25 protein-coding genes are annotated in these 21850 nt (G+C 33.5%); 22 read left to right on the plus strand and 3 right to left on the minus strand.

Features of this window, described 5'->3' with window-relative positions:
• Window positions 1-34: 34 nt before the first annotated feature.
• From NSQ49_RS25975 to NSQ49_RS26045, 15 genes are all read left to right on the plus strand, one after another.
• Window positions 35-382, plus strand: coding sequence for a DsrE/DsrF/DrsH-like family protein (locus NSQ49_RS25975; protein ID WP_061792541.1), 348 nt, complete (start codon window positions 35-37; stop codon window positions 380-382).
• A gap of 15 nt (window positions 383-397) precedes the next feature.
• On the plus strand, window positions 398-778 hold the full coding sequence (locus tag NSQ49_RS25980) for a peroxiredoxin family protein (RefSeq protein ID WP_159871506.1): 381 nt from the start codon (window positions 398-400) through the stop codon (window positions 776-778).
• Window positions 779-1570: 792 nt separating this feature from the next.
• Entirely contained in the window at window positions 1571-2008 is a 438-nt protein-coding gene (locus tag NSQ49_RS25985; protein ID WP_218008335.1) for a hypothetical protein, read from the plus strand.
• Window positions 2009-2015: 7 nt separating this feature from the next.
• A complete protein-coding gene (locus NSQ49_RS25990) occupies window positions 2016-2159 on the plus strand; it encodes a hypothetical protein (protein WP_236566347.1) in 144 nt (47 codons plus the stop codon).
• Window positions 2160-2503: 344 nt separating this feature from the next.
• On the plus strand, window positions 2504-2896 hold the full coding sequence (locus NSQ49_RS25995) for an OsmC family protein (protein WP_061794350.1): 393 nt from the start codon (window positions 2504-2506) through the stop codon (window positions 2894-2896).
• 83 nt (window positions 2897-2979) lie between these two features.
• On the plus strand, window positions 2980-3654 hold the full coding sequence (locus NSQ49_RS26000) for a hypothetical protein (protein WP_061794349.1): 675 nt from the start codon (window positions 2980-2982) through the stop codon (window positions 3652-3654).
• Between the two features lie 50 nt (window positions 3655-3704).
• Window positions 3705-4412, plus strand: a complete 708-nt coding sequence (locus tag NSQ49_RS26005) for a cytochrome c biogenesis CcdA family protein (RefSeq protein ID WP_061794348.1) — start codon at window positions 3705-3707, stop codon at window positions 4410-4412.
• A gap of 12 nt (window positions 4413-4424) precedes the next feature.
• Window positions 4425-4991 (plus strand): peroxiredoxin family protein, encoded by a 567-nt coding sequence (locus NSQ49_RS26010; RefSeq protein WP_159871508.1) that lies wholly within the window; start codon window positions 4425-4427, stop codon window positions 4989-4991.
• A gap of 13 nt (window positions 4992-5004) precedes the next feature.
• Window positions 5005-5697 carry a response regulator transcription factor gene (locus NSQ49_RS26015; protein ID WP_159871510.1) on the plus strand — a complete coding sequence of 231 codons (693 nt, stop codon included), beginning with the start codon at window positions 5005-5007 and terminating at the stop codon, window positions 5695-5697.
• Between the two features lie 143 nt (window positions 5698-5840).
• Window positions 5841-6221, plus strand: coding sequence for a YidH family protein (locus tag NSQ49_RS26020; protein WP_061794345.1), 381 nt, complete (start codon window positions 5841-5843; stop codon window positions 6219-6221).
• Between the two features lie 138 nt (window positions 6222-6359).
• The gene (locus NSQ49_RS26025) at window positions 6360-6560 is read left to right on the plus strand and encodes a hypothetical protein (protein ID WP_061794419.1); all 201 of its coding nucleotides are present in this window, start codon (window positions 6360-6362) and stop codon (window positions 6558-6560) included.
• 338 nt (window positions 6561-6898) lie between these two features.
• Entirely contained in the window at window positions 6899-7501 is a 603-nt protein-coding gene (locus NSQ49_RS26030) for an SAM-dependent methyltransferase (RefSeq protein ID WP_061794420.1), read from the plus strand.
• A gap of 522 nt (window positions 7502-8023) precedes the next feature.
• The gene (locus NSQ49_RS26035; RefSeq protein ID WP_396399561.1) at window positions 8024-8764 is read left to right on the plus strand and encodes a recombinase family protein; all 741 of its coding nucleotides are present in this window, start codon (window positions 8024-8026) and stop codon (window positions 8762-8764) included.
• Between the two features lie 763 nt (window positions 8765-9527).
• Entirely contained in the window at window positions 9528-9740 is a 213-nt protein-coding gene (locus NSQ49_RS26040; RefSeq protein WP_113884113.1) for a DUF6366 family protein, read from the plus strand.
• 200 nt (window positions 9741-9940) lie between these two features.
• A complete protein-coding gene (locus tag NSQ49_RS26045; RefSeq protein ID WP_159871962.1) occupies window positions 9941-11236 on the plus strand; it encodes an IS110 family transposase in 1296 nt (431 codons plus the stop codon).
• A gap of 526 nt (window positions 11237-11762) precedes the next feature.
• On the opposite strand, the gene NSQ49_RS26050 is transcribed toward NSQ49_RS26045, so the two are convergent.
• Both NSQ49_RS26050 and NSQ49_RS26055 read right to left on the minus strand, forming a co-directional pair.
• Entirely contained in the window at window positions 11763-12185 is a 423-nt protein-coding gene (locus NSQ49_RS26050) for a hypothetical protein (RefSeq protein ID WP_159871903.1), read from the minus strand.
• 215 nt (window positions 12186-12400) lie between these two features.
• A complete protein-coding gene (locus NSQ49_RS26055) occupies window positions 12401-13408 on the minus strand; it encodes a DUF3231 family protein (RefSeq protein WP_159871906.1) in 1008 nt (335 codons plus the stop codon).
• Window positions 13409-13852: 444 nt separating this feature from the next.
• On the opposite strand from NSQ49_RS26055, the gene NSQ49_RS26060 reads away from it, so the two are divergent.
• Together NSQ49_RS26060 and NSQ49_RS26065 are read left to right on the plus strand one after the other, a co-directional pair.
• Window positions 13853-15055 (plus strand): IS110 family transposase, encoded by a 1203-nt coding sequence (locus NSQ49_RS26060; protein WP_159871975.1) that lies wholly within the window; start codon window positions 13853-13855, stop codon window positions 15053-15055.
• Window positions 15056-15494: 439 nt separating this feature from the next.
• Entirely contained in the window at window positions 15495-16457 is a 963-nt protein-coding gene (locus tag NSQ49_RS26065) for a hypothetical protein (protein WP_159866967.1), read from the plus strand.
• Window positions 16458-16593: 136 nt separating this feature from the next.
• Here the strand turns inward: NSQ49_RS26065 and NSQ49_RS26070 are convergent, their stop codons facing one another.
• A complete protein-coding gene (locus NSQ49_RS26070; protein WP_159866964.1) occupies window positions 16594-17088 on the minus strand; it encodes a helix-turn-helix domain-containing protein in 495 nt (164 codons plus the stop codon).
• 183 nt (window positions 17089-17271) lie between these two features.
• On the opposite strand from NSQ49_RS26070, the gene NSQ49_RS26075 reads away from it, so the two are divergent.
• The 5 genes from NSQ49_RS26075 to NSQ49_RS26095 all read left to right on the plus strand — a co-directional run bounded on the left by NSQ49_RS26075 (window position 17272) and on the right by NSQ49_RS26095 (window position 21824).
• Window positions 17272-17499 carry a hypothetical protein gene (locus tag NSQ49_RS26075; RefSeq protein WP_159866961.1) on the plus strand — a complete coding sequence of 76 codons (228 nt, stop codon included), beginning with the start codon at window positions 17272-17274 and terminating at the stop codon, window positions 17497-17499.
• 68 nt (window positions 17500-17567) lie between these two features.
• Window positions 17568-19181 carry a recombinase family protein gene (locus NSQ49_RS26080; protein ID WP_236566247.1) on the plus strand — a complete coding sequence of 538 codons (1614 nt, stop codon included), beginning with the start codon at window positions 17568-17570 and terminating at the stop codon, window positions 19179-19181.
• A 79-nt stretch (window positions 19182-19260) separates the two neighbouring features.
• Window positions 19261-19605, plus strand: coding sequence for a hypothetical protein (locus NSQ49_RS26085; RefSeq protein WP_159866958.1), 345 nt, complete (start codon window positions 19261-19263; stop codon window positions 19603-19605).
• Window positions 19606-19608: 3 nt separating this feature from the next.
• A complete protein-coding gene (locus NSQ49_RS26090) occupies window positions 19609-20691 on the plus strand; it encodes an NAD/NADP-dependent octopine/nopaline dehydrogenase family protein (protein WP_159866955.1) in 1083 nt (360 codons plus the stop codon).
• Between the two features lie 365 nt (window positions 20692-21056).
• Window positions 21057-21824 carry an IclR family transcriptional regulator gene (locus NSQ49_RS26095; protein WP_159866952.1) on the plus strand — a complete coding sequence of 256 codons (768 nt, stop codon included), beginning with the start codon at window positions 21057-21059 and terminating at the stop codon, window positions 21822-21824.
• The last annotated feature ends 26 nt before the right edge of the window (window positions 21825-21850 follow it).

Here is a 21850-nt window from a genome sequence, read left to right on the forward strand (position 1 = left end):
GGCAATTAAAACTACAATGAAAGAAGGGATTACGGTGGCGAACAAAAACTTTGTATACTTTGTTTCGTTAAGCTCTAATGTCCCCTTTGTTCTTAAAGAAGCCCTAAAAATGGCAATGCAAAAAAATGAAGTGGCAATATTTTTTGATCTTGACGGAGCACGAGTTTTAGACCAACGATATTTAAATAAAATGGATAAAATTCATGGTAGAGAACTTTCATCATTGATGAAATCCGCTTTAGACGCCGGAATCAAATTATTTGGATGTCAAATGAATGTATTAATTGCAGAAGGATTAGTGCTGATTGATGGGGCTGAATTAGCCGGAGTTGTTACTTTTTTGGAAATTACTTACCAAGCTGATGCCGTTCTAAGTTATTGAAAGGGGAAATCTATCATGGAATCAAAAAAAGTTGTCGTCCTTGCCCTTCATGATGAATTAGAATCCGCATATCCTCCATTAAATGTTGCTGTAGGAGCTGCAGCATCAGGGGCAGATGTCATTTTAGCCTTTTCCCGCAAAGGAGTAAACATATTAGATCGAAAGTATTTTCCAGTTCCATCTAAAGGTATAGAATACCTTTCAAATGCTTTAAACGATTTTGGTGCACCATCTATTCACGAACTTTTAGATATAGCTGTGGAAATGGGAGTACGATTATATGTTGTTGATATGGATATTCATGATAAAGTTAATCTTCTTTACCCAGCTGAGCAAGTACCAATTAAATGGGTCTTAAATGAAGCTGTATCAGCAGATCTTTTTGTCCATTTTTAAATAAATATTAGGAGGTTCCAAATGGTTAAAATAACCCAGGCTGCTATTACAAAAATTACTAAAGAAGTTCAAGATTTGATTAATGAAGGTAAAAAACCTTTAATTCGTTTATCGATGGGAATTGGCTGAGGAGGACCTCAGCTTCGTCTGACTCTGGAGGAGTCAGCTTTAGAAAATGATGAAATTACAGAACAAAGTGGTATTCAGTTTTTAGTTAATGAAAGAGATAAAGTTTATTTTGAAAATGTGAAAATTGATTATATAAAGACCTTATTTGGAGGCGGTCAATTCAAAGTTCTCCGAGTTTAATTAATTTAAAAATTAGAAGAACTCCATAAGGGGGATAAATAAATGGAGAATAAAAACCCTAAGAATTGTGGTAACAGTACCTGAGGAATCAATAATAAAAAACCCCGTTCGAAATTTTCTCCGCCTATATGACCTGGGGTTTTCATTTGGCTCCTGGTAGGAGTCATCATCTTAATTCAAAAATTTTTCTAAAAAGGGGCTAAATAAAGTCCCTCTTTTGTACAACAAATGTTTTACTTTGCACGGTGTAATGAAGATAAAAATATAGGGGATAAGAAGATGGAGGAACTTTGGCATTCAATAAATATTTTAGTTGCAAATTTTAATAGTTGGAGGTTTTTCTAGAGATCATCAATATGTAAAAGAAATGAGAAAATTAAATAAAAATGTCTTATTTTTAGATGGCGGTGACATTTTTCATGGCACGGCGCCACTTGTTCTTACGAAAGGAGAAGGAATATACCACTTTTAAGAGAAATGGAATTGGATGCCTTTGTTCTAGGGAATTGGGATTTTTCGTTCGGGAAAGACCAATTATTGAACTTAGTTAGAGAGTTACCATTTCCGGCTGTTGCATGTAATGTTGTAGATTTAAACAACGAATATTTATTAAGACCATTTATAATTAAAAAAATCAACGAAGTAAATGTGGGGATTATTGGGACAACATATCCATTCGTTGATGAAACAATGCCGGATAGTTTTTCGAAGGGACTAAAATTTTCTTTAGGAGTCGCTGAGGTTCAAAGGTGTGTAGATTTACTTAAAGAAGAAAATGTGGATCTTATTATTCTTATAAGTCATATGGGGTTGCCAATCGATTACAAACTAGCTTCCATGATTGATGGGATAAACATTATCTTAAGTGCTCACAGCCTTTTCACATGGATGGCGTTATGGAGCTCCGGTTGTACCGGGTAATATATCGATGAATCAACTGTATGACATTATTCCGACCAATCCAGAAGTTTTTCAAGTAGAAATCGAAGGACGAATTTTATATCAATTACTTAAAAAAACTTGGAGCAAGTCCTTTCTCCTGATCCTTTCCAACAAAAGGGAGGGTATATAATACGTTCAAGCGGTCTAATGATGGCATTTAAACCTTACAACCCAAATGTAAACAGAATTCAACATTTATAAATGGAAAAACAAAACTTTCAATCCATCTAAAATTTATCGGGTAATAGGAGCCGGAGATCAGTTATTCAAAAACTTACAAAGCAAAATGAAGTTTAAAAAGATCCACTCCATTGATGTTATAAAGAATTATTTATCAGATATAAATACATATAAAAATAAGGATGCCGGTAAAATCCTTACTATTTAAACGCCTATGGCGTTTTTTTGTTCCTTAACACAATCTTAATAATTGAATGACAAAATTAAAATATTAAATTTCTGGGAGGAAGTCCGATGTTTGAATATGAGATAAAAAATGGTGTGACTAATTTAAATACAAAATACGGAGTATTAGTTGTTTCGCCTGACCATTCAAAAGGATTTAAGCCAATCGAACTGTTAGTATCGTCTATCGTTGGTTGCAGTGGTCAGATCTTAAGTAATGTGTTAGTAAAAAAACGGATTAAAATAAGTGCTATTCGAATTAAAACTAATGTTGAAAGAAATGAGAAAGAAGCGAATAAAGTGACCAGAATTGATCTTCAATTCATTTTTGAAGGTAAGAATATTCCTGAAGAACAAATAAGAAAGTCCCTTGATGTTACATTTAAAAATTGTGGAATGATACAGACCCTTAAAGACGCTGTTCAGATTAATGCATCGTTTGAAATCTGTCCCGTTATTTAATTTTATTGCTATATTCTATATACCCTATATGGTATAATAAACTATGTAATCTGGATGTTTTTAATGGATTAAGGGGGAACCTTATGGAAGTTATTCAAATTGGCTCTATAGCTATTTTACTTAAATGGGTATTACTCGGACTAGCTATATTACTTGGTTTATTATATATGAAGTTTCGGCTTATGTATTTACAGAAACATGAAATACAAAATAAAGAAGTTTTTGATTTAATATTCAATAGCTTATTCTTAGGGTTTTTAATTTGGAAAGGCAGTATGTTAATACTAGAGCCATCTTTAATTATAAAAAGTCCATTCTCTTTGTTGTATTTTACAGGTGGCACTACGGGGCTACTTTTTGCAATAACCGGATCAGTTCTTATCTTTATCTACAAAGCACAGAAAATGAATATTCCTAATTTGTTCATTTACCAGACGGTATTTATTTTTACTTTTGTAGTATTAAGTTCGTATCATATTTTAGCGCTTCTTTTTCTTGATGAACACAAAATGAGTCACCTTACTCTAGGCTTGTTTACTTTAGTGACGGTAAGTATCTCCTTTTTTAAAAAAAATATGTTATCCCAGCAAGCTATATTCACGTACTTAATATTATTTTCTTTTTTAAGTCTTATCCAATCTTTTGTCATTGGGAATATGGACAATAAATTATTTTATTTATTCTCAATTGAACAGTGGTTTTTAATTGTTATTATTATTGTTTCCCTTTTTTACTGGGATAAAAAATCAACTTCTTAACTAATTCTTAACATTGATTTGAAAGAATACAACAGAAAGGGGAGATTTAATTGGAAAATCTATCGATTTACTTTGCACTTTCCGCGGGTTTACTTTCATTTTTTTCACCATGTGTATTTCCACTAATTCCTGCTTATGTCGCTCATCTATCTGACGGTACCGTTTCATCGGGAAAAGTGAATACAAATAAAAGGGTTTTACTCCTGCGATCTATTAGTTTTATCCTTGGATTCAGTATAGTTTTTGTGTTATTAGGTGCTTCTGCGAGCTTTGTTGGACAATTATTTTTAGAGAATAAAAAGTTGATTCAAATGTTTGGCGGCATTTTAATCATTATTTTTGGAATACAAATACTTGGCATATTTAAAATTAAATTTTTAATGTCTGAAAAACGGTTTATTCATAATTCCTCCTCTAAGGCGAATTCCATTCGTTCTTTTATTCTTGGGTTAGCTTTTGGTTCTGGATGGACGCCTTGTGTGGGGCTTGCATTATCGTCTATTTTATTACTTGCAAGTTCAACGGAAACCGTATTTTCAGGAATGTTATTATTATGGATTTACTCTCTTGGGCTAGGTATTCCATTCCTTTTGTTATCCATAATCGTTACCTACTCATTAAATGTTGTCAAAAAGATAAATAAAATATTGCCTAAACTATCTTTGATCAATGGGTGGGTCCTTATTTTAATGGGGATTTTACTTTTTACCGGTCAAATGCAAAAAATTAGTTCCTATTTATCTACTTTTACGTTTTAAGGAGTGAAAAAAATGTACAAAAAAATACTGGTAATCATAGGATTAGTTGGAATGATTGCATGGGGTGTCTACGATTATAGCCTATCCGCAAACGAGACAAAAAAAACGAATCAGGTAAGTCCACCAGATAGTCAGAAAAACATAGAAACTGGGGTCGAAGAAGGGAAAAAAGCGCCTGATTTTCAATTACAGACCTTAGACGGAAAAGAAATAAAACTATCTGATATGGCTGGTAAGAAAGTAATATTAAATTTTTGGGCTACTTGGTGTCCACCTTGCAAAGCAGAAATGCCTCACATGCAAGAATTTTATGTGGATCAAAAAGGAAACAAAGTGGAGATATTAGCCGTTAATTTAACGACAGCAGAGAAAGATTCAAATAATATTGGAAAATTCGTTAATGATTACGGTTTGACTTTTCCTATATTATTAGACAGCAATGGTGAAATAGGGGAAACTTATCAAGCCTTTTCAATTCCTACAAGTTATATCATCGATACAAAAGGTATCATCCGTAAGAAAATCGTAGGTCCCATGGATAAGGAAATGATGTCTGAATTAATTAACAGTATTGAATAAAAGCGGTGTTAATATGAATAATCGAGGAAAATCCATCCTTTTAGTTGATGATGATATAGAAATTCTTAGTCATATTAAGCGAGAACTTGAGGAGGCAGGATTTCAAGTTTTAATAGCCACAAATGGTAAACAAGCCAAGGACATCTTTTTAACATATGATCCATGTTTTGTCATTATAGAAGCTGTATTACATGGCATAAGTGGTTTTGAATTATGCAGCTGGATTCGTACCAAACAGAAAAGCGAGATACCCATTATTTTTGTTTCAAAATTAACCAACGATAAGGATCGGATAAAGGGATTAATGATTGGAGGCGATGATTACCTAACTAAGCCTATTAATTCAACTGAATTAATAGTGAGGGTCGAAACGGTGTTAAGAAGAACTGCTCATCGTTGTAACAAAATAACCTATAGAGGTATTACTCTCAAGCCATTAAAAGGTGAAGTGAAATATCAAGGGACTCCTATTTCGTTAACACTTCACGAGTTTAGGCTATTATATTTTCTTATGCGTCATCCAAATCAAACATTATCTAGACTACAGATATTAGACGAATTATATCCAAACGATAATAAATTAGTTTCAGAAAGAACTGTTGATGTCCACATACTAAAATTAAGAGAAAAATTTAAAAATTATTTGGATGGCACGGAATTTATTGAAACAGTTAGAGGAATTGGATACAGGTTCGTAGCGTTTTAACATAGATATTTGATATCAAGAGTGATTGTTTTTTTTTTATTAATGATGCGTCCGGGGAATACTAATTACAAGGGTTATCAACAAATGAATAAAAGTGTTTTAACAAATCTATTTCTGAATGATTAAAATTAGGGGAAAAAACAATGGAAGAAATTCAGGAACATACAATTGATTCAAAATATATTCAACAACATTTAGCAAATGAACGCACCTACTTAGCTTGGATACGGACAAGCATTACAATTATTGGAGTCGGATTTTTAATAACAAACCTTCATTTTGCTACTCTTACAGCTAATATTGAAATGGGAGATTTTTTAGCAAGAATTATTGGACTAACTTCGATTATTGTTGGCATTTTAACACTTTTGATGGCAACATTTAGCTATTTTAAAAAAGGAAAAGACATTAATCATCAAACTTTTACATTTCCAAAACTTTTAATAATCTTTTTATCCTTCCTCATACTTCTTATTTTTCTAGTATTCGGAGGTTATTATTTATTTGCATGGGCATTGATTTAATAAATCCAATTGATACTAATTTAGCACTTGTCCAGAAGTATAGAACTATTATATTTCCGTCAGAGTCAGTGTCATCACTGATTTAAAGTTAAGTTTGGTAAGAGAAAAAGAGTCATACCATTAGAGAGGATTACCGAAATGGTCATACAATCCAATATGTCAGCCAAAGCAGTAGTTGAAGTTTGGGAAGTTACGGCTACTATTTTTAAAAAACATAATATACCTCTTACAGAAATAGCGATGGAAATATTTATTGAACCTGATACTCTCGCTAAACTTCTTAATGAGTTAAATAAGGTTGTGGGCAGCTCTACGACAACCTGTATAAATGGTGGCTGACAATTGCTATCAAAATAGAAGTAGGATACTTCTTTTAAATAGGAGTAAGAGCGAAGTCAAAACTCTTACCATCTACAATATGATACTAAATTATCGATGGTCAAACTGAAAATGTATAGAAAAGGGACCCTATTCTAGTAATACTGGGGACTTCCTAGTGTATTCCTAAATTATTTGCTTTCTTTTTAGCTTAATTAAGTTCAATTTATTACAGATCGACTAATAGTGTTCATTTTCGTTGACTCCTTTATCATTTCATTATTTTGAAAATAATAATGATATTCTGTTTAACAAATAAATAATCAGTAGTAAAAATTCTTTATAAAGGAGATTAGAATATGAACCAATGGAATACTCGATTTCAAGGTGAAAATTATGTTTATGGAACTGAGCCTAATGCTTTTTTATTAGAAATTCAGAAAAAACTCCAATTAACTGGCAATGCATTGGCAATAGCAGAAGGAGAAGGACGGAATGCAGTTTTTTTAGCTGAACAAGGAATGAAGGTTACTGCTTGGGATTATGCTGAAACTGGATTACAAAAAACTAAGAGACTTGCAGAAGTAAGAGGTGTAACTGTTGATACAGAGCTTGTCGATTTAAATGAAGCGTACTGGGAAAAAGAACGTTGGGATGAAATTGTTTGTGTTTTCGGACATTTCCCAGAGGAATTACGTAAAAAAACACTTGAAGGAGTGAAGGAAGCAGTAAAAATAGGGGGTTATTTTGTTACAGAGGTATATTCAAAGTATCAACTTCCCTATAAAAGTGGGGGACCACAAGATTTAAGTTTTCTATACGATCCTGATGAGTTTTTAAATACCTTTTCAGATTGGCGGATTGTTCACTTTTTCATGGGTGAGGTTGTTCGTAAAGAGGGGGAATTACATAACGGATTGTCCCATGTCATACAATTTGTTGGGCAAAAACCAACGAAATAAAATTGTAATCTTTGCAACGACTAGAGAGAATACTCGCTCTTTTTTTATGTTGTTTATTTTATTATGGAAATCACCTGAGTAATTATGGAGGAATTGTGAACATACTGAAGTCCGACAGCCTTTACTTCAAACTTCTAATGAGGATAATTAAACCGTAAAGAGGATTGGATTTATTTTTCTGGAATTTTTGATATTTTTTACCAAAAAAGACGATTTAATATGCTCTTCTCAACTAAAAATAGATTATTTATAATAAGTTTAGGTGGGGGTTTAGCTTTAGGGTTTTTAATCATACGGCAAAACTCCAAAAGTAACTTTGGAGAGTACCGCTAGTACAATAGCAACAGGGGAAGAAAAAATAGAAATTGGGGTTCAAGAATGGAATAAGGCTCCCGAGGTAGCGTTAGCGAAAGATCCGGGCTGTCATTTTGGCATCTATTCTTATTGATCTAAAGGAGCAGTTTAGTTAAACAGGAGCGTATAACCCATACTTAATATATAAAATGGCTGCCGAGCATATCGGTGGCTTTTTATTTTGTAGCAATCTTTTGGTATACGTTACCAAAAGGTATCAAAATTTTTAATCTGTACCATAATAGCAGTGTTCAAAAAACGTCCATTTATTTATATCTATTTTCAGATAATTCATTCAAGCGTTTTTTGGGCTTATTTTTAATAAATACTGTAAGAAAAATAGTACGCGAATTAAAGTGTACGGAAATAATCAATTTGTACTTTTTACTTACAAGAAATGGAGGAAAAATGAAATTAGGTTATGCAAGGGTTTCAACTGATGATCAGGATATGTTAATGCAAATCGAAGCACTAAAGGCTGCGGGTGTAAAAGAGGATAATATATTCAAAGAACATGTATCGGGGATGAAAAAAGAGCGCCCGGAATTAAAACGTATGCTTGAATATGCTCGTGAAGGCGATGAAATTATAGTTTTTAAACTTGATCGTATTAGCCGCAGTTTAAAGCATTTGGAGGAGCTCGTGGAAGAGTTTGAAATCCGGGGAATAGAATTTGGTGCAATCGCAGAGTTTGAACGTGATATTATATCAGAACGAACAAAAGAGCAGCTTGCCGCCAAAAAGAAAAACGGCATAAAGCTTGGTCGTCCGGTAGTTGATAATGAGAAATTAGAAATGGCATTTGCGCTGCATGATTCAAAACGGTATTCAGTGAAAGAGATAACTGAAAAAGTGGGACTAAGCCGAACCACATTTTATGATTATTTAAAAAATCGTCCTGCGAAATAGGGCGATTTTATTTAATGGGAGGTTTTTTTACCACGATATAGAAAATTATATAGCCAAATTCTATTGAGCATTGCCTAGCTCCAGGATGTTCAGAACCTTACTATGCAAATCCTTATATGGCAAAAGTGATTAAGTTGTGTGGTGTTGAAGAATGTTCAAATTATCATTTCCTAATGGGGCTTTGCGAAAGCCACTTTATCGAATGGGAAACTAAACTAAAAAAATTCAACCTTGAAAAACAAATACAGAAAAATTAAGGCGCCGGTTGGTGCTTTTTATTTTGGTGATTTTGGATAAATCCTTTCTATTTTATCGTCCATTTCATCAAGTGCTGCCACAAGATTTGTTAAATCAACAAATCATTTCCTTATTATATAAATCATCGCTAATGACCATATTTAGGATCCCTAAAACCTTTGATTTGATTGTTGAAATTTCTTCTTTTCGGACTAAATCGACCATGTGTGACCGCTTGAAAGAGATGACACAGTTTTTGCATGATAAAGTGGGACACTTTTTTCCAATTTGAAACGTATATTTCTAAGGTTAGCCTCTTTTTTTGCTATTTCTAGAAATAAATTAAAGTATGTTTTAAGATTATAATTATGAATCACAACTCTCAAGAAAATGTATATAAGCTAATATTTATACACCTTTTTAAAGTTGTTCTTGCTACACTAACGGGGCAGTTTTGTGGAAAAAGGTATAGAAGATGAAATATAGAATATATTCACATTAGAAACTATTCGTAGGGGTGTTTAATTTGAATAATCACGATGAAACACCTGAAGAAAAAAGGGAACGAATAAGACAAAGTGAATTAAAAAATAATCCAACTGGTTCCTTGCAAGATTCATTAAATAGAGGAAGTAATGGGAATTTAAATGATTTAACTGGTGGTATGGGCTGGAAAGGTACAGGTGTATTAATTGTTGTATTGATAGGTGGATTTGTTTTATATAAGCTGATTTTTTGAAGTTAAGCATATTCATCTATAAGCAGCTTATTTTCAATACCAGTTGCTAATCAGGCAGCTTTTTTCTTATTTAACAAAAGGGGCAGCATTCCTGTAATAACTGAAAATGCGGTTTGAATGAAAAAAGACCTCTTGATAAGATGAATGTGTCCTGAGCTGGCCAGCTAAAAGGGACAAAACATCTACTCGGAGGTCTTACCATGAATTATAACCAAAATCATAAAATAGCTCAAATTACACCTAATACCCTAATAATCGGGATTGATATTGCCAAGCATCATCATGTAGCTAGAGCACAGGATTATCGTGGGATGGAGCTAGGATCGACTTGCTTTTTTGATAATACCCAAGAAGGATTTAGGGCATTTATTAATTGGATTAATCAAATAAAAGAGTCATACGAAATGGAGTCTGTCATTACTGGAATGGAGCCAACAGGCCATTATTGGCTTAATTTAGCTCATATTCTAAAGGAGGAACAGATTAAGTTCGTAACGGTCAACCCTTTACACGTCAAGCATAGTAAGGAGCTAGACGATAACTCTCCAACAAAAAATGATGTAAAAGACGCAAAAGTCATTGCACAACTAGTTAAAGATGGTAGATACGCCGAACCAACAATACCACAAGGAGTTTTCGCGGAACTGCGTGTGGCTAAGAAATTACGCGATTTATTAAATGTAGACTTACAAATTGTGCAGGGACAGGTACACAACTGGATTGATCGATACTTTCCAGAGTTCTTTACCGTTTTTAAAAGTTGGGAAGGGAAGGCAGCTCTTCATTTATTAAAGCTTGAAGCATTACCGGATGAATTGGTGAGTTATACAGACGAAGGATTACTAGAATACCTTAGGCAAGCAGTGAAACGTAGTATAGGCATAAAGAAGATTCAGGCCTTAAAGGAAGCAGCCAATCGGTCGATTGGCATTCGTCAGGGCGCCATGATGGCTAAAATGGAATTAAGAGCGTTAATTCAAAAGTATGAACTCATTCAAGCCAAGTTCGAAGAGCTTGACCAAACTCTGGATACACTCCTTCAGGATATTCCAGGCGTTGATCAAATGTTAGACATAACAGGAATTGGACGCGATACAGTGGCGGGTTTCTTCGCTGAAGTAGGAGATTTGAGGGAGTATAATCATCCCCGTCAAATAACCAAGCTGGCAGGACTCAGCTTAAAAGAAAATACATCAGGAAAGCATAAAGGAAGAACGAAAATCACGAAACGGGGTCGAAAGAAATTACGAGCCTTATTATTTCGGGCATCTATGATTCTAGTAGCGAAGAATAAAGCCTTTAAAACTCTACATCATCATTACACAACAAGGCCTGACAATCCGTTGAAAAAGATGCAGTCTTTAATTGCTTTGTGTAATAAGCTTATACGCATTCTCTTTTCTATTGGGAAGAAACAGTTTGTGTTCCAGGAAGAGAAGATGTTGAAGGATATCCCCCATATGCATGCATTTATTCAAGAACCAATAGCAGCTTAATCACTATCAAACTGACTTTTAACGAGTAGATTTGGACGGTTAAACAGACAAGATCAGCATGGGATTAGTCGGCAACGCAACTAACGTAAGGACCTAGATCCTGTAGGGCAGCATGACCGACATCCACCTTATGGAAAGGTTGAACGAAGGAATGTAGGAGCGTAGACTCTGTGAGACTTGGGAGGGTAGACCCCCATAAGATATGTGGATATCCATTGGTGCGTACATACCTATTTATCCAATTTTTTGGAAATTAACCGAAGGTTGGCTAGTTTCTTGCGCTCATTTTCTTCTTAAACTGCTTGATTGTGTTCTTTTCGTACTTATCAACTCTATAAAGTTAAACAAGCTGGATAGCGATATTGAGAAAAACCGCGTATTTAAGAGATAAGTGTTTGTTTATTGAGGGAGGTTAGCTCAATAAAGATTTTCCCTAATTATACAGATTTGTTCTAAAATGAGTTGTCTTAGGTACTATCGAGGCAGGAAAGGAAAAACCATAATAAAAAAAGACCAATAAGGTCTCTTAAAGGGAAAATTCTAAAGTATTCAATAAAGAATCAATTTTTGTATTAAAAGTAAAAAAATAAGGATTGTTTTCATCATCAAAGGTAACCAAATAGGGATCCTCCTGTTTAGGAATTATAATTATAATTTCATCAATTAAAGTGTTTATCCATTTATTTTCCAAAAGGTAAGACGGTTCTAAAGGGATTTTAACCATATAACCTTGGTTTGGAATAGGCTCAAATTTTTTCACAACACCATCTATCCCTTTTATTATTTTTTCAGTTTCTAATTGAACGTTAGAATTTGTTGGGGTTGTTTTTATTATTTGATTCTTTTCAATATCAAACAGCTTAGCAATATTATTTCCCTGGGCGTTTACAGTAGATAAGTTAAATTGAAACAGAGCAACAAAAATTAAAATTATTCCTTTACGAAACATATTATCCACCTCAGCTAGGCGTTATTTTAAGATTATTTTTAGATTATGCCCTATTGATCTAAAGAGTATTACGTATTGATTCCTTCCAATTGAACAAACGGGGCAGGTTAGTGGAATAATGGCTTTCATATATCTGGTACACACTTAAAGGAGATTTGGAATACTCCTTTGAAAAACAAAAAAGCTACCGTAACTTTTGGTAGCTTTACTTTTCTTTAGTCTTGAGCAAGCTTATCCCTATTTAGTGCAACAGGAGGTTTCTCCAGCCACTCATTTTTTATCATAAAGGTTTTTATATTTTCTTCATATTGATACACATCTGCAATTATCTTTGCATATGTTGTTTTTAAATCTTTTCGGATACTTACTGCTGCACTATATCCATAACTGGCGATACCATCACGATTAAGTTGGTCTAATAGATAAGATATTAATTTATCTGAAAAAGGAGATGTTTTACCATCCAAAACATTCGTATCCCAAGTCATTGAAATAGGCAAATCATTTTGAACTAAAATATCACCTAATTTGTCTATAATATTTATAGATAATTCTTTTCCATGTTGCAATAAACTCATTAGTTGCTGATTAGATGTAGATTGTATAAATCCAATTAATAAGTTTTTACCAATATAATTCATAAAAACATTTTTGTGTAGCTCATTTGCTTCTCTTGCCGTTAATTCTCTATTATCATTAAAGAAGTTACCCAAAAATCCTTTATCTGCAATTGGGTTTGTTTCATGAGTGGAGGTAATTGAAGGAGGTCTTACAAATACTCCCTTTTCCAATAGAATGGTTGTTGTACGTTCAAATAAACTTGAAAGGTTTTTTAACTGTTCGTGGAAAAAATTGCGGATATCCTCCCTTACGGAATCGGATAGTGCCATACTTGTTAAGGACATTCCAATTTTAGACAAATTATTTAAATAAAATAGTATAAAAACATCCGTATACATCTTAGGGGCATTTGGGTTTAAATCATCTTTAATGTTAAAGCCTTTAGGAATTGGATAGTTTTCACTTCGTAGAACAGATTCAAAAAATTGTACAGCAGATTTAGAAATAGAACCCGCCTCACTACAAAGAGATTTAACTTCTTCTTGTTCTGATGTTAAGGTAAGATACTCCAAAACAACATTTGACATACTATTATTCATTAACTGTTCCCAACAATGTGCTAACTCACCCGCAGTTAACTTTGCAGCTTTTGTATTATCCATATAATCAATTCCTTTTTAAGATTAATTTTATATTCTATAACAAGTATTGGTATTTTTTTATCATTTATGTAATATTGCATGGAAAATTAATAATTTTTTGGTTTGACAAGGGAAAAATCCAAGAGGGCATTTCAAATATTCAGTAATGGGGACTTTAAAAAAGTTTGTGAAATATTGTACTTAAACTAACGGGTGCGTTCGTATTATAGAGTTAACCAGTTTTTACTGGTTGCTCTTTTTTTTATAGGACCTATTATTTCAGTAGCCAGGGTAGAACGTACGGGTGCGTGGGAGTTAGATCTCGTCAACTAAACTGTTCGCCCCCTACTTGTAGAATGATGTTTGAGGCTGGTTGGGACAAATAATCTCGTATAACAAGCGAAGCTATGGAACTACAGGAAGGTATAGGGGTTACTGGTGAGTAAAACTAAGGGAGAGATATTAATGAATCCAGTCATTGGCCTAGATGTAGCCAAAGGAGAAAGTGAGGTTCAAGCCTTTTTAGATAAAGACAAGCCGTTCGGGAAAAGTTTCAGTGTAAAGCATACCAAGGAGGATTTAGATTCGCTTATTTCTTTTTTGAGAGAGATAGAGGGACATACTGGGGTTAGGCCAGCAGTTATTCTTGAATCTACAGGACATTACCATACACCGATTATTCAATGTCTTGAGGGAAGTCAGTATCTATACATCTTGGTAAATCCCATCATTTCTTATCAAGCTAAGAAAACAAGCCTTAGAAAGGTAAAGACTGATGCCGTTGATGCATATCACCTTTGTGTTCTTTACTACAAGGAAGAATTTGAGCCATATAAGAAAAGAGGACTGAGACTTCTAAACCTGAGAACATTGTCAAGGCAATACGAAACCGTTACGAACCTTTACATCCAGGCAAAACTTCAGTTTCATACTCTTCTTGATCAGATATTTCCTGAATACAGGGGAGTCTTCGGGGATTTATTTTCGAAAGTTTCTCTTAAAATATTAAAGGAGTTTCCAACATCCGAAGATGTACTGATGGCAGGAGAAGCAAAGATTTTGGCACGAATTAAGGAAATGCGTATTAAACGATCCCCAAGTTGGATGAGGGAGAAGGCACACAAATTAATGGCTTCAGCTAAGCGGAATCCATTCCAACAAGGTGTTTATGAAAGCCAGTTGTTCAGTTTGGATATGTATATCAATATGCTTCTTCAATACCAAGAACACCTATCAAGCTTGGAGAGGCAGATAGATGTCCTGGCAGAAGAAATTGAAGAATGTAAGATAATCCAATCAATTCCCGGTATAGGAGAAAAAATCGCGGCAACGATTATTTCTGAAATCGGGGAAATTGACCGGTTTAATCACCCTAAAAAACTTGTGGCTTACGCAGGAATAGATCCAAGTGTCCATTCATCAGGTAAGTTCACCGCTACGATAAATCATATTACCAAACGAGGTTCAAGCCGATTACGGCACGCTTTATATATGGCCGTATTATGCGGTATAAGAAGCTCGAGGAACAAGAAGCTAAAAGAATATTATGATCGGAAACGAAATGAAGGAAAGCCTTCAAAAGTAGCGATGATAGCTTGTGTAAACAAGCTTTTACACTGGATTTATGCAATCCTAAAAAGGAATGAGCAGTTCCTAGATATGGCTTAATCAACAAGAAAAAGCAGCTAATGAAAAACCTTCCAAAAGGTATTTGGAGGGTTATTTGGCGTGCCTTCCAAAGTATAACACGGAAGAAAAAAATTTTTAATAAGAAGTTCTTGACTCCTATTAGCTGGTTTAGTAAAACAATGAAGAGCAAAAAAGAGCAGAATTATGCAAGTTTTTATACACTACTTGTATTTTTCGGCTCTTTTATTTACGTCCATAAAATAGCTTTTATTACTCAAGAGAACATTTTATTCTTAATCTAATTTCCAATTAATTGTGTCACTTAAAGGAGCAAAAACTGTTTCATTTTACTTGACGGTCACACCATGTTGTTTTCACCTCGTGTCATTTATTTATTTATTAATTTCCTATATTTTTCGATAACAAATTTAACCAAATTTATAATAAAATAATAATTATGAAAAAAGAGGTGTTAATTTTGGGAGAAAATTTAAAATTAAAAGATTTGATAGCTGCCAATAAAAATGTTCAAGAAAATATAGGAGATCAATTAAAGGAAATAAGTGAGAAACTTAGTGCAATTAGTCTTAATATTTCACCGCCTAAAATAGACCCAGAATTATTCCAAATGTTTAAGAAAATAGGTGATACATATAAAGAAACAACAATAGATTTACAAGCTACACTTAAAAATATAATGACTCCGGTTTCCCTTTCATTGCCTTTGGTAACTGCGCGATTACAACAAGCCATTAGTTCCATTGACTGGAGCGGATTAAGAGAAGGTTTGAAAGTTAGACTAGCGACATTTGAGACACAAATGGAAAAATTCGATCAAGAGTTATGGGCGATAGATAGTAACATTTTCGATTCTTTTGAAATAGATGACGATATCGATCTTCCATCTTGTATGGATATTGAGCAGCATGTAGAGAAAATGCTGGATAAATATATGGATAATTTTAGAAAAGAAGAAATGTATACTAATTATGTTACAATCCTTGAACAGTCTTATGAGGCTTACCAATTGAAACAATATGCTCTTGCTTCTTTTCCTTTATTTGCTGTAATCGAAGGCATTATGTCTACAACATTTCATGGGTATGAAATTGATGTAGAAATTAAACCAAAATTAAGGAATAAGAAAAACCAATTATACGTTAAGCTTTCAGACTATGTGGAAAGTACAGAAGATGAATTAGCAATTAACTTACTATTTTTTCGAAGAGTATTTTATGTATACGAGGAACTTTTTAAACCTTCTTGGGACAAACACCCGGAACAAATTAATCGTAATTGGATGATGCATGGCTCTTATAATTATGATCGAATTTCAAAAAAAGATGTTCTTCGACTTTTCCAATTAATAAAGGCAGCTGAAGTGGTTAAATACATTTCTTTTGAAAAAGATACTAAATTAAGTTCGTTAAAAGCACAGTAAAATCCGATGGGTTATTAAAAATTTTCGAATAATAAAATGGTCATTAGCCTCTTAGGTTAGTGACTTTTTTACTTACCAACAAATTTTATATCATTCCATTTTTTTCTTGTTTATCTGGAATCTTTTTGAAAATAATCTATTCAAATAACTTGTTTAATCTATTAACTACATTTTTATTATGAACAAAATCAACATACTCACGAATAGCATGTATTACCTTATTCTTATCATGAGCTTTTTCATCGATCTCAACCAATTTGACAACAATATCTTGAAATTGTTCTAGAACAAGGGTTAATTTTCTTAAATCTTCGGATTCCATTGCTTCAAATTGTTTTAGCAAATTATTAATGTACATTTTTTTAAGCTCTTCATTATTTATTTTTTCATTAAGTTCTTCAGCAGTTAATTCTTTTAATCCAAAAATGGCTTTGTACTTATTTTCAAACATCAAAATCCTAAATAATTTTTCTAAAACTGTTGAAGATGGGACTTTGTATGTTCCTTTTTCAAGCTGTGAAATATAACCTGGACTAACCCCTATTTCTCTTGCCAATTCCCTAACTCCAATATTCTTTTCGGTTCTTCTCTGTCTTACTAATTGTCCAATGATAACCGGATTGATATCCATTTTAATTAACTCCTTGTTTATTGATTATTATCATTATAACCCCCTAAGTATACAATATACAAAAATTGCCATAATAAGGTTAAATAATAAACAATAAAAAAAACAGTATACAGAACATAGGACATTTTCAATAAAGCATACGATTTAGTAAGGCGGCATCTAGATAAAGCAAGGGGGATTGGGATGGAAAGCGAAAAACTTGATGTTACTCATGAAAATGACACCCAATCAATCGGGAAACTGCAGCTGGGAGATAAGGAATATTCAGTCCATGACGAACACGACAAGATTGTTTTTAAAGATAATTCAAGTGAAGGTGTGAAGGTGGACTTTTCTTTTAGCAAAGATAAACAAAAAAATAAGCTTGCAAAAGACGGCTGGCGTGAATTTTGGTCGGAATTGTATAGGTAAACAATTCCGGTCCTTTTTTGGTGTATTTTGTTATATAATTAACGCGTCATATAACGGAGAAAATGTAGGTGAAACAATTGAAAAAAAGAGTATGGAATTTGTACCGTGTCTCGACAAAAAAACAAGTAAACGTAGATGATGATATTCCAAGTCAGCGTAAAGCCTGTCATCGTTTTGTTGACTCGAAACCGGACTGGGAGATTACCAATGAATTATATGAAAAGGGAATTTCCGGCTGGAAGAAAAAAGCAGACGAGCGGGATGAGGTAGTCGAAATAAAAGAAGCTGCCATAAATAAAGAGTTTGATGTGTTGTTAGTTTTCATGGATGACCGGATTGGAAGAAGAGATGAAGAGACTCCGTTTGTGGTTGAGTTTTTAATAAATCAAGGAATTGAAGTATGGTCGGTAAAAGATGGGCAAATAAAAATTGATCAGCATATCGATAAACTTATCAATTACATACGATTTTGGAAAGCAGCCGGGGAAAGTGAAAATACTTCAAGTCGTGTGAAGGAATATAAAGCAAATTATGCGGAAGAAGGTTATTTTCAAGGTGGACCAGCTACATACGGCTATAAACTTGTCATATCAGACATACCACATTTAAAGAAAAAAGATGTGTTTTATAAAAAAGAAGTGCCTGATGAATACGAATCTGAAATTGTAAAAATGATTTATGATTTATATGTTAATCGGCATTATGGTTTTAGAAAAATAGTTGATTATTTAAATTCAAATGGATATAGAAGTAGAGAGAATAATTTATTTGGAGTAAGCACTGTCCAGCGTATGCTCCAAAATCCAATTTACATTGGAAAGAAAAAATACAAAAGTTTTAGAGGCAAAGATGGCGATACCATGCCATATAAAGAAGAACTGAGGATTATATCAGATGAATTGTTTGAAGCAGCCCAAAATCTTAGGAAAAAGAGAAGTGATGCTCTTAAAACAGATGAAAAAAAAGGAGTTCCAATGAGTGGTCAACTGATGTTTTCGGGTCTTGCATTCTGCGAAGTTTGCCAGTCGAGACTCCAAGGAAGTTACAACTATCGAGAAACGAAGAAAAAGAAAAACCCGGATGAAGTTTATAAGAGAGTAGAATACCGTTACAGATGTCCTGCAAACAAAGGAACTTTTAATCATGAACAAAACATCTGGGGGGCAAGGAAATACGATAAAATCATTATTAATCAAATAAAGGAAATCATACGTAATATGGATCTCTCCATTTTTATTGATAAATCTATAGATAAGAAAAAAAAGGGGTTATCTATCAAAGAAATGCAACTTAAAAATATTAATAAAGAACGGGATGATTATAAAAAACAATTGGATAAATTAAATAGTGAAATTGCAAAGTCTCTTTTTGGAGAAAGTTCTTTTACGCCCGATCAATTATCAACAGCAATTCGCGGAATTCAAGATAAATTTGATGAAGCAAGTGAAATGATAGATTATATTGAAAAGGAACTTAGTCAAGAAAAAGAAAATTACTCAGATGTTCGTAATATGGTAGAAGAGTTAAAAAATTGGGAAGAAAAATTTGATGCTGCAGATAACGATTTGAAAAAAGTAATGCTTTCGCGAGTAATTAACAAAGTGTATTTTGGACGGGACCGTGTGAATATAGAATTTAACGATTATATAGAAGATGTTTTAAGCTTAATCGAGAAAAGCTGATTTTAAAGGCTTTTCTCTTTATTATATACGGTGTATTTTGTGCTCTGAAGCAAAACCAATGCAGGTTGCAATGACATCCATGAAAATTGGAATTGTAGCGTTTATCATTCCTTTTGTATTCGTCTATGGCCCAGCTATTTTATTACAAGGCACACCGACTCAAATTATTGTTTCTACATTGACTGCATTAATCGGGGCATTCGTACTAGCATCCGGCGTAGAAGGATGGTTTATAGGTAAGAAAGCAAATGTTTTGGTGAGAATTTTACTTATTGCCGCCTCCTTAACACTTATTGTTCCAGGGTTAATAACAGATACCATTGGATTAGGGTTAATTTTAGCTAGTATAATGGTTCAATTGTACTTTAGTTCCAAAAAAGTAGATCAAAATGTAACAAAAAAAATAAATGAAATAGAGGGATAAAATATGAAATTTACTATTATTGGAGCGGGAAATGGCGGACAAAGTATGGCGGCGCATCTTACACATCTAAATCATGAAGTTGCATTATATGATATTCAAACTGAATTAATTGCTAAAATTAAAGAAAATGGTGGTATTAAGGCAGAGGGTGTATTTGAAGGGTTTGCCTCTGTAACTGCAACAACAGATTTGGAATATGCTATGAGTGACTCCGAGATAATCATGGTGACAACTACTGGTACTGCACACAAGAGTGTTGCTCGTTCGATTGCACCGTATCTGAAAGACGATCAGATTATCATGATATTCCCTGGCTATTGGGGAGCTCTTGAGTTTAGAAATATATTTAACGAAGTCGGAATGAATAAAAAAGTTTATGTTGCAGAAACTGAATCCCTTATTTATACTTGCCGCTATATTGAACCAGGACATGTTCGTATCAGAAAGATAAAGGAAAATTTAGAGTTTGCCACTCTTCCAGCAACTGACGCTTCCATTGTACAGGAAAGACTAAAAGAAGTTTATCCGCAATTAGTTGCAACGGACAGTGTACTAACTACTACCTTAAACAACGTGAATCCTCAATTTCATGTACCTATATTATTATTAAATACTGGCAGAATAGAATCAGAGGGAGATTTCTTCTTTTACCCAGATGGTGCCACCCCTTCTGTTGTAAATGTGATTGAAGCAATTGAAAATGAACGATTAGAAATCGGCAGAAAATTAAATATAAATCTATCTACCTGTCCAGAACTTCTTAACAGATTCTATGATGTGGTTGAAGATAATATATACGATGCAATTCAAAACAATCCAGCTTATAAGACTGGTAAAGCACCAACAACGGTAAATTACCGGTATATTTATGAAGATATTCCTTATGGGTTACATCCATTTGTAAAGCTAGGTGAAAAATTAGGTGTTGAAACTCCTGCATCCAATTTACTTATTGATTTGGCATCCTTAATTAGAAAAGAAGATTTGCGAGCAAATGCCTTAGAATTAACTGATTTAGGTTTAAACAATAAAACACCAGAAGAAATCGTTGAATATCTGAAAGGAAATAAGAAGGCATATAATTAAATTACTGAATATTAAGTAAACAATTCTTGTAACTTAGTTACAAATGAAAGACCAAATCTACTAATGATTTGGTCTTTTATAATTTCACAATTTTACTGGAATAGGTGTTTTACTTATGTTCACTAATCTTCAACAAAATTTTCGATAACCGGGCGCGTTGTTGAGCGGCACAGGCAGGAAGTGATCATCTTTTTTAAGTCAAAAACAAAAAGTCTAATTCTCTTAAGAGAAGAGCTTTTCTTATGTTGTAAAATTTGTAAAAAGGAATAACTTATCCTACAATGATAGTCTGAACTATAAAACTGTAAGCGATTAATATAAGTTAAAACAAGCAACGCATCCCATATTATATGAAGGAGCAAAAGATGATGAAAGAAAGGCAAAGTAAGAGCGGCAGTGTCGAAAAGGCACTTTCAATAATAGAACTTTTTTCTATGAAGACCCCTTCTCTAACTCTGGATGCTATTGCTGAAAGATCCGGGTTCCCAAAGCCTACTGTTTTTAGAATGCTATGCTCTCTGGAGAAGTTTGGTTATGTGAAGCGAGTTACATTAGAAGGACAAATGAGATTTAAACTAGGAATGACCTTTATGGAAAAAAGCCAAATAGTTACAAGCGATTTTGATATTCGGGAGTACGCCAAGAGTGAATTACTTGAACTAAGAAATAAAACTGGACTGTCCGTTCAGCTGGCGGTCAGGGATGGAGACCATGCTGTATATATAGAACAGTTTGAGTCACTTAATCCAATAAGAGTTTATCCTCAAGTAGGCAGGCGAGTACCTCTTTACGCAGCTGCATGTCCAAGGATTTTACTCGCATATTTGCCAGAAGACGAACAGGATTATATTCTGAGTAATTACGAGTATACTTCATTTACTTCTAAAACAAAGATCAACTATGATTCTATAAAAAAAGAGTTGAATGAAATAAAAGCAAAAGGATACTCACTTAGCCATGGGGAACTTTATGAAGGCACTACTGCTATAGCGGTTCCTGTATTTGGAAGGTTAAAAGAGGTATTAGGAGCTATCAGCATGATTGGTATGTCTCAAGATTTTGAGCCCGATCATGTGGAAAAATATATAGCGTTGCTAAAAGAAACAGCTAATAAAATTGAACATAATTTATAGACACTTCTAATTGAATAGAAGTGTTT

The sequence above is a fragment of the Cytobacillus sp. FSL R5-0377 genome, assembly GCF_038004385.1.
Classification (GTDB): Bacteria; Bacillota; Bacilli; order Bacillales; family Cytobacillaceae; genus Cytobacillus.

Excerpts from the sequence above, each read along its gene's own strand:
- NSQ49_RS26085 (WP_159866958.1), top strand. The coding sequence starts at position 19,261 with ATGAAAATTGGAATTGTAGCGTTTATCATTCCTTTTGTATTCGTCTAT.
- NSQ49_RS25995 (WP_061794350.1), top strand. The coding sequence starts at position 2,504 with ATGTTTGAATATGAGATAAAAAATGGTGTGACTAATTTAAATACAAAA.
- NSQ49_RS25990 (WP_236566347.1), top strand. The coding sequence starts at position 2,016 with ATGAATCAACTGTATGACATTATTCCGACCAATCCAGAAGTTTTTCAA.
- NSQ49_RS26075 (WP_159866961.1), top strand. The coding sequence starts at position 17,272 with ATGGAAAGCGAAAAACTTGATGTTACTCATGAAAATGACACCCAATCA.
- NSQ49_RS25980 (WP_159871506.1), top strand. The coding sequence starts at position 398 with ATGGAATCAAAAAAAGTTGTCGTCCTTGCCCTTCATGATGAATTAGAA.
- NSQ49_RS26050 (WP_159871903.1), bottom strand. The coding sequence starts at position 12,185 with ATGTTTCGTAAAGGAATAATTTTAATTTTTGTTGCTCTGTTTCAATTT.
- NSQ49_RS26090 (WP_159866955.1), top strand. The coding sequence starts at position 19,609 with ATGAAATTTACTATTATTGGAGCGGGAAATGGCGGACAAAGTATGGCG.
- NSQ49_RS26000 (WP_061794349.1), top strand. The coding sequence starts at position 2,980 with ATGGAAGTTATTCAAATTGGCTCTATAGCTATTTTACTTAAATGGGTA.
- NSQ49_RS26095 (WP_159866952.1), top strand. The coding sequence starts at position 21,057 with ATGATGAAAGAAAGGCAAAGTAAGAGCGGCAGTGTCGAAAAGGCACTT.
- NSQ49_RS26025 (WP_061794419.1), top strand. The coding sequence starts at position 6,360 with ATGGTCATACAATCCAATATGTCAGCCAAAGCAGTAGTTGAAGTTTGG.
- NSQ49_RS26020 (WP_061794345.1), top strand. The coding sequence starts at position 5,841 with ATGGAAGAAATTCAGGAACATACAATTGATTCAAAATATATTCAACAA.
- NSQ49_RS26055 (WP_159871906.1), bottom strand. The coding sequence starts at position 13,408 with ATGGATAATACAAAAGCTGCAAAGTTAACTGCGGGTGAGTTAGCACAT.
- NSQ49_RS26060 (WP_159871975.1), top strand. The coding sequence starts at position 13,853 with ATGAATCCAGTCATTGGCCTAGATGTAGCCAAAGGAGAAAGTGAGGTT.
- NSQ49_RS26010 (WP_159871508.1), top strand. The coding sequence starts at position 4,425 with ATGTACAAAAAAATACTGGTAATCATAGGATTAGTTGGAATGATTGCA.
- NSQ49_RS26045 (WP_159871962.1), top strand. The coding sequence starts at position 9,941 with ATGAATTATAACCAAAATCATAAAATAGCTCAAATTACACCTAATACC.
- NSQ49_RS26070 (WP_159866964.1), bottom strand. The coding sequence starts at position 17,088 with ATGGATATCAATCCGGTTATCATTGGACAATTAGTAAGACAGAGAAGA.
- NSQ49_RS26030 (WP_061794420.1), top strand. The coding sequence starts at position 6,899 with ATGAACCAATGGAATACTCGATTTCAAGGTGAAAATTATGTTTATGGA.
- NSQ49_RS26015 (WP_159871510.1), top strand. The coding sequence starts at position 5,005 with ATGAATAATCGAGGAAAATCCATCCTTTTAGTTGATGATGATATAGAA.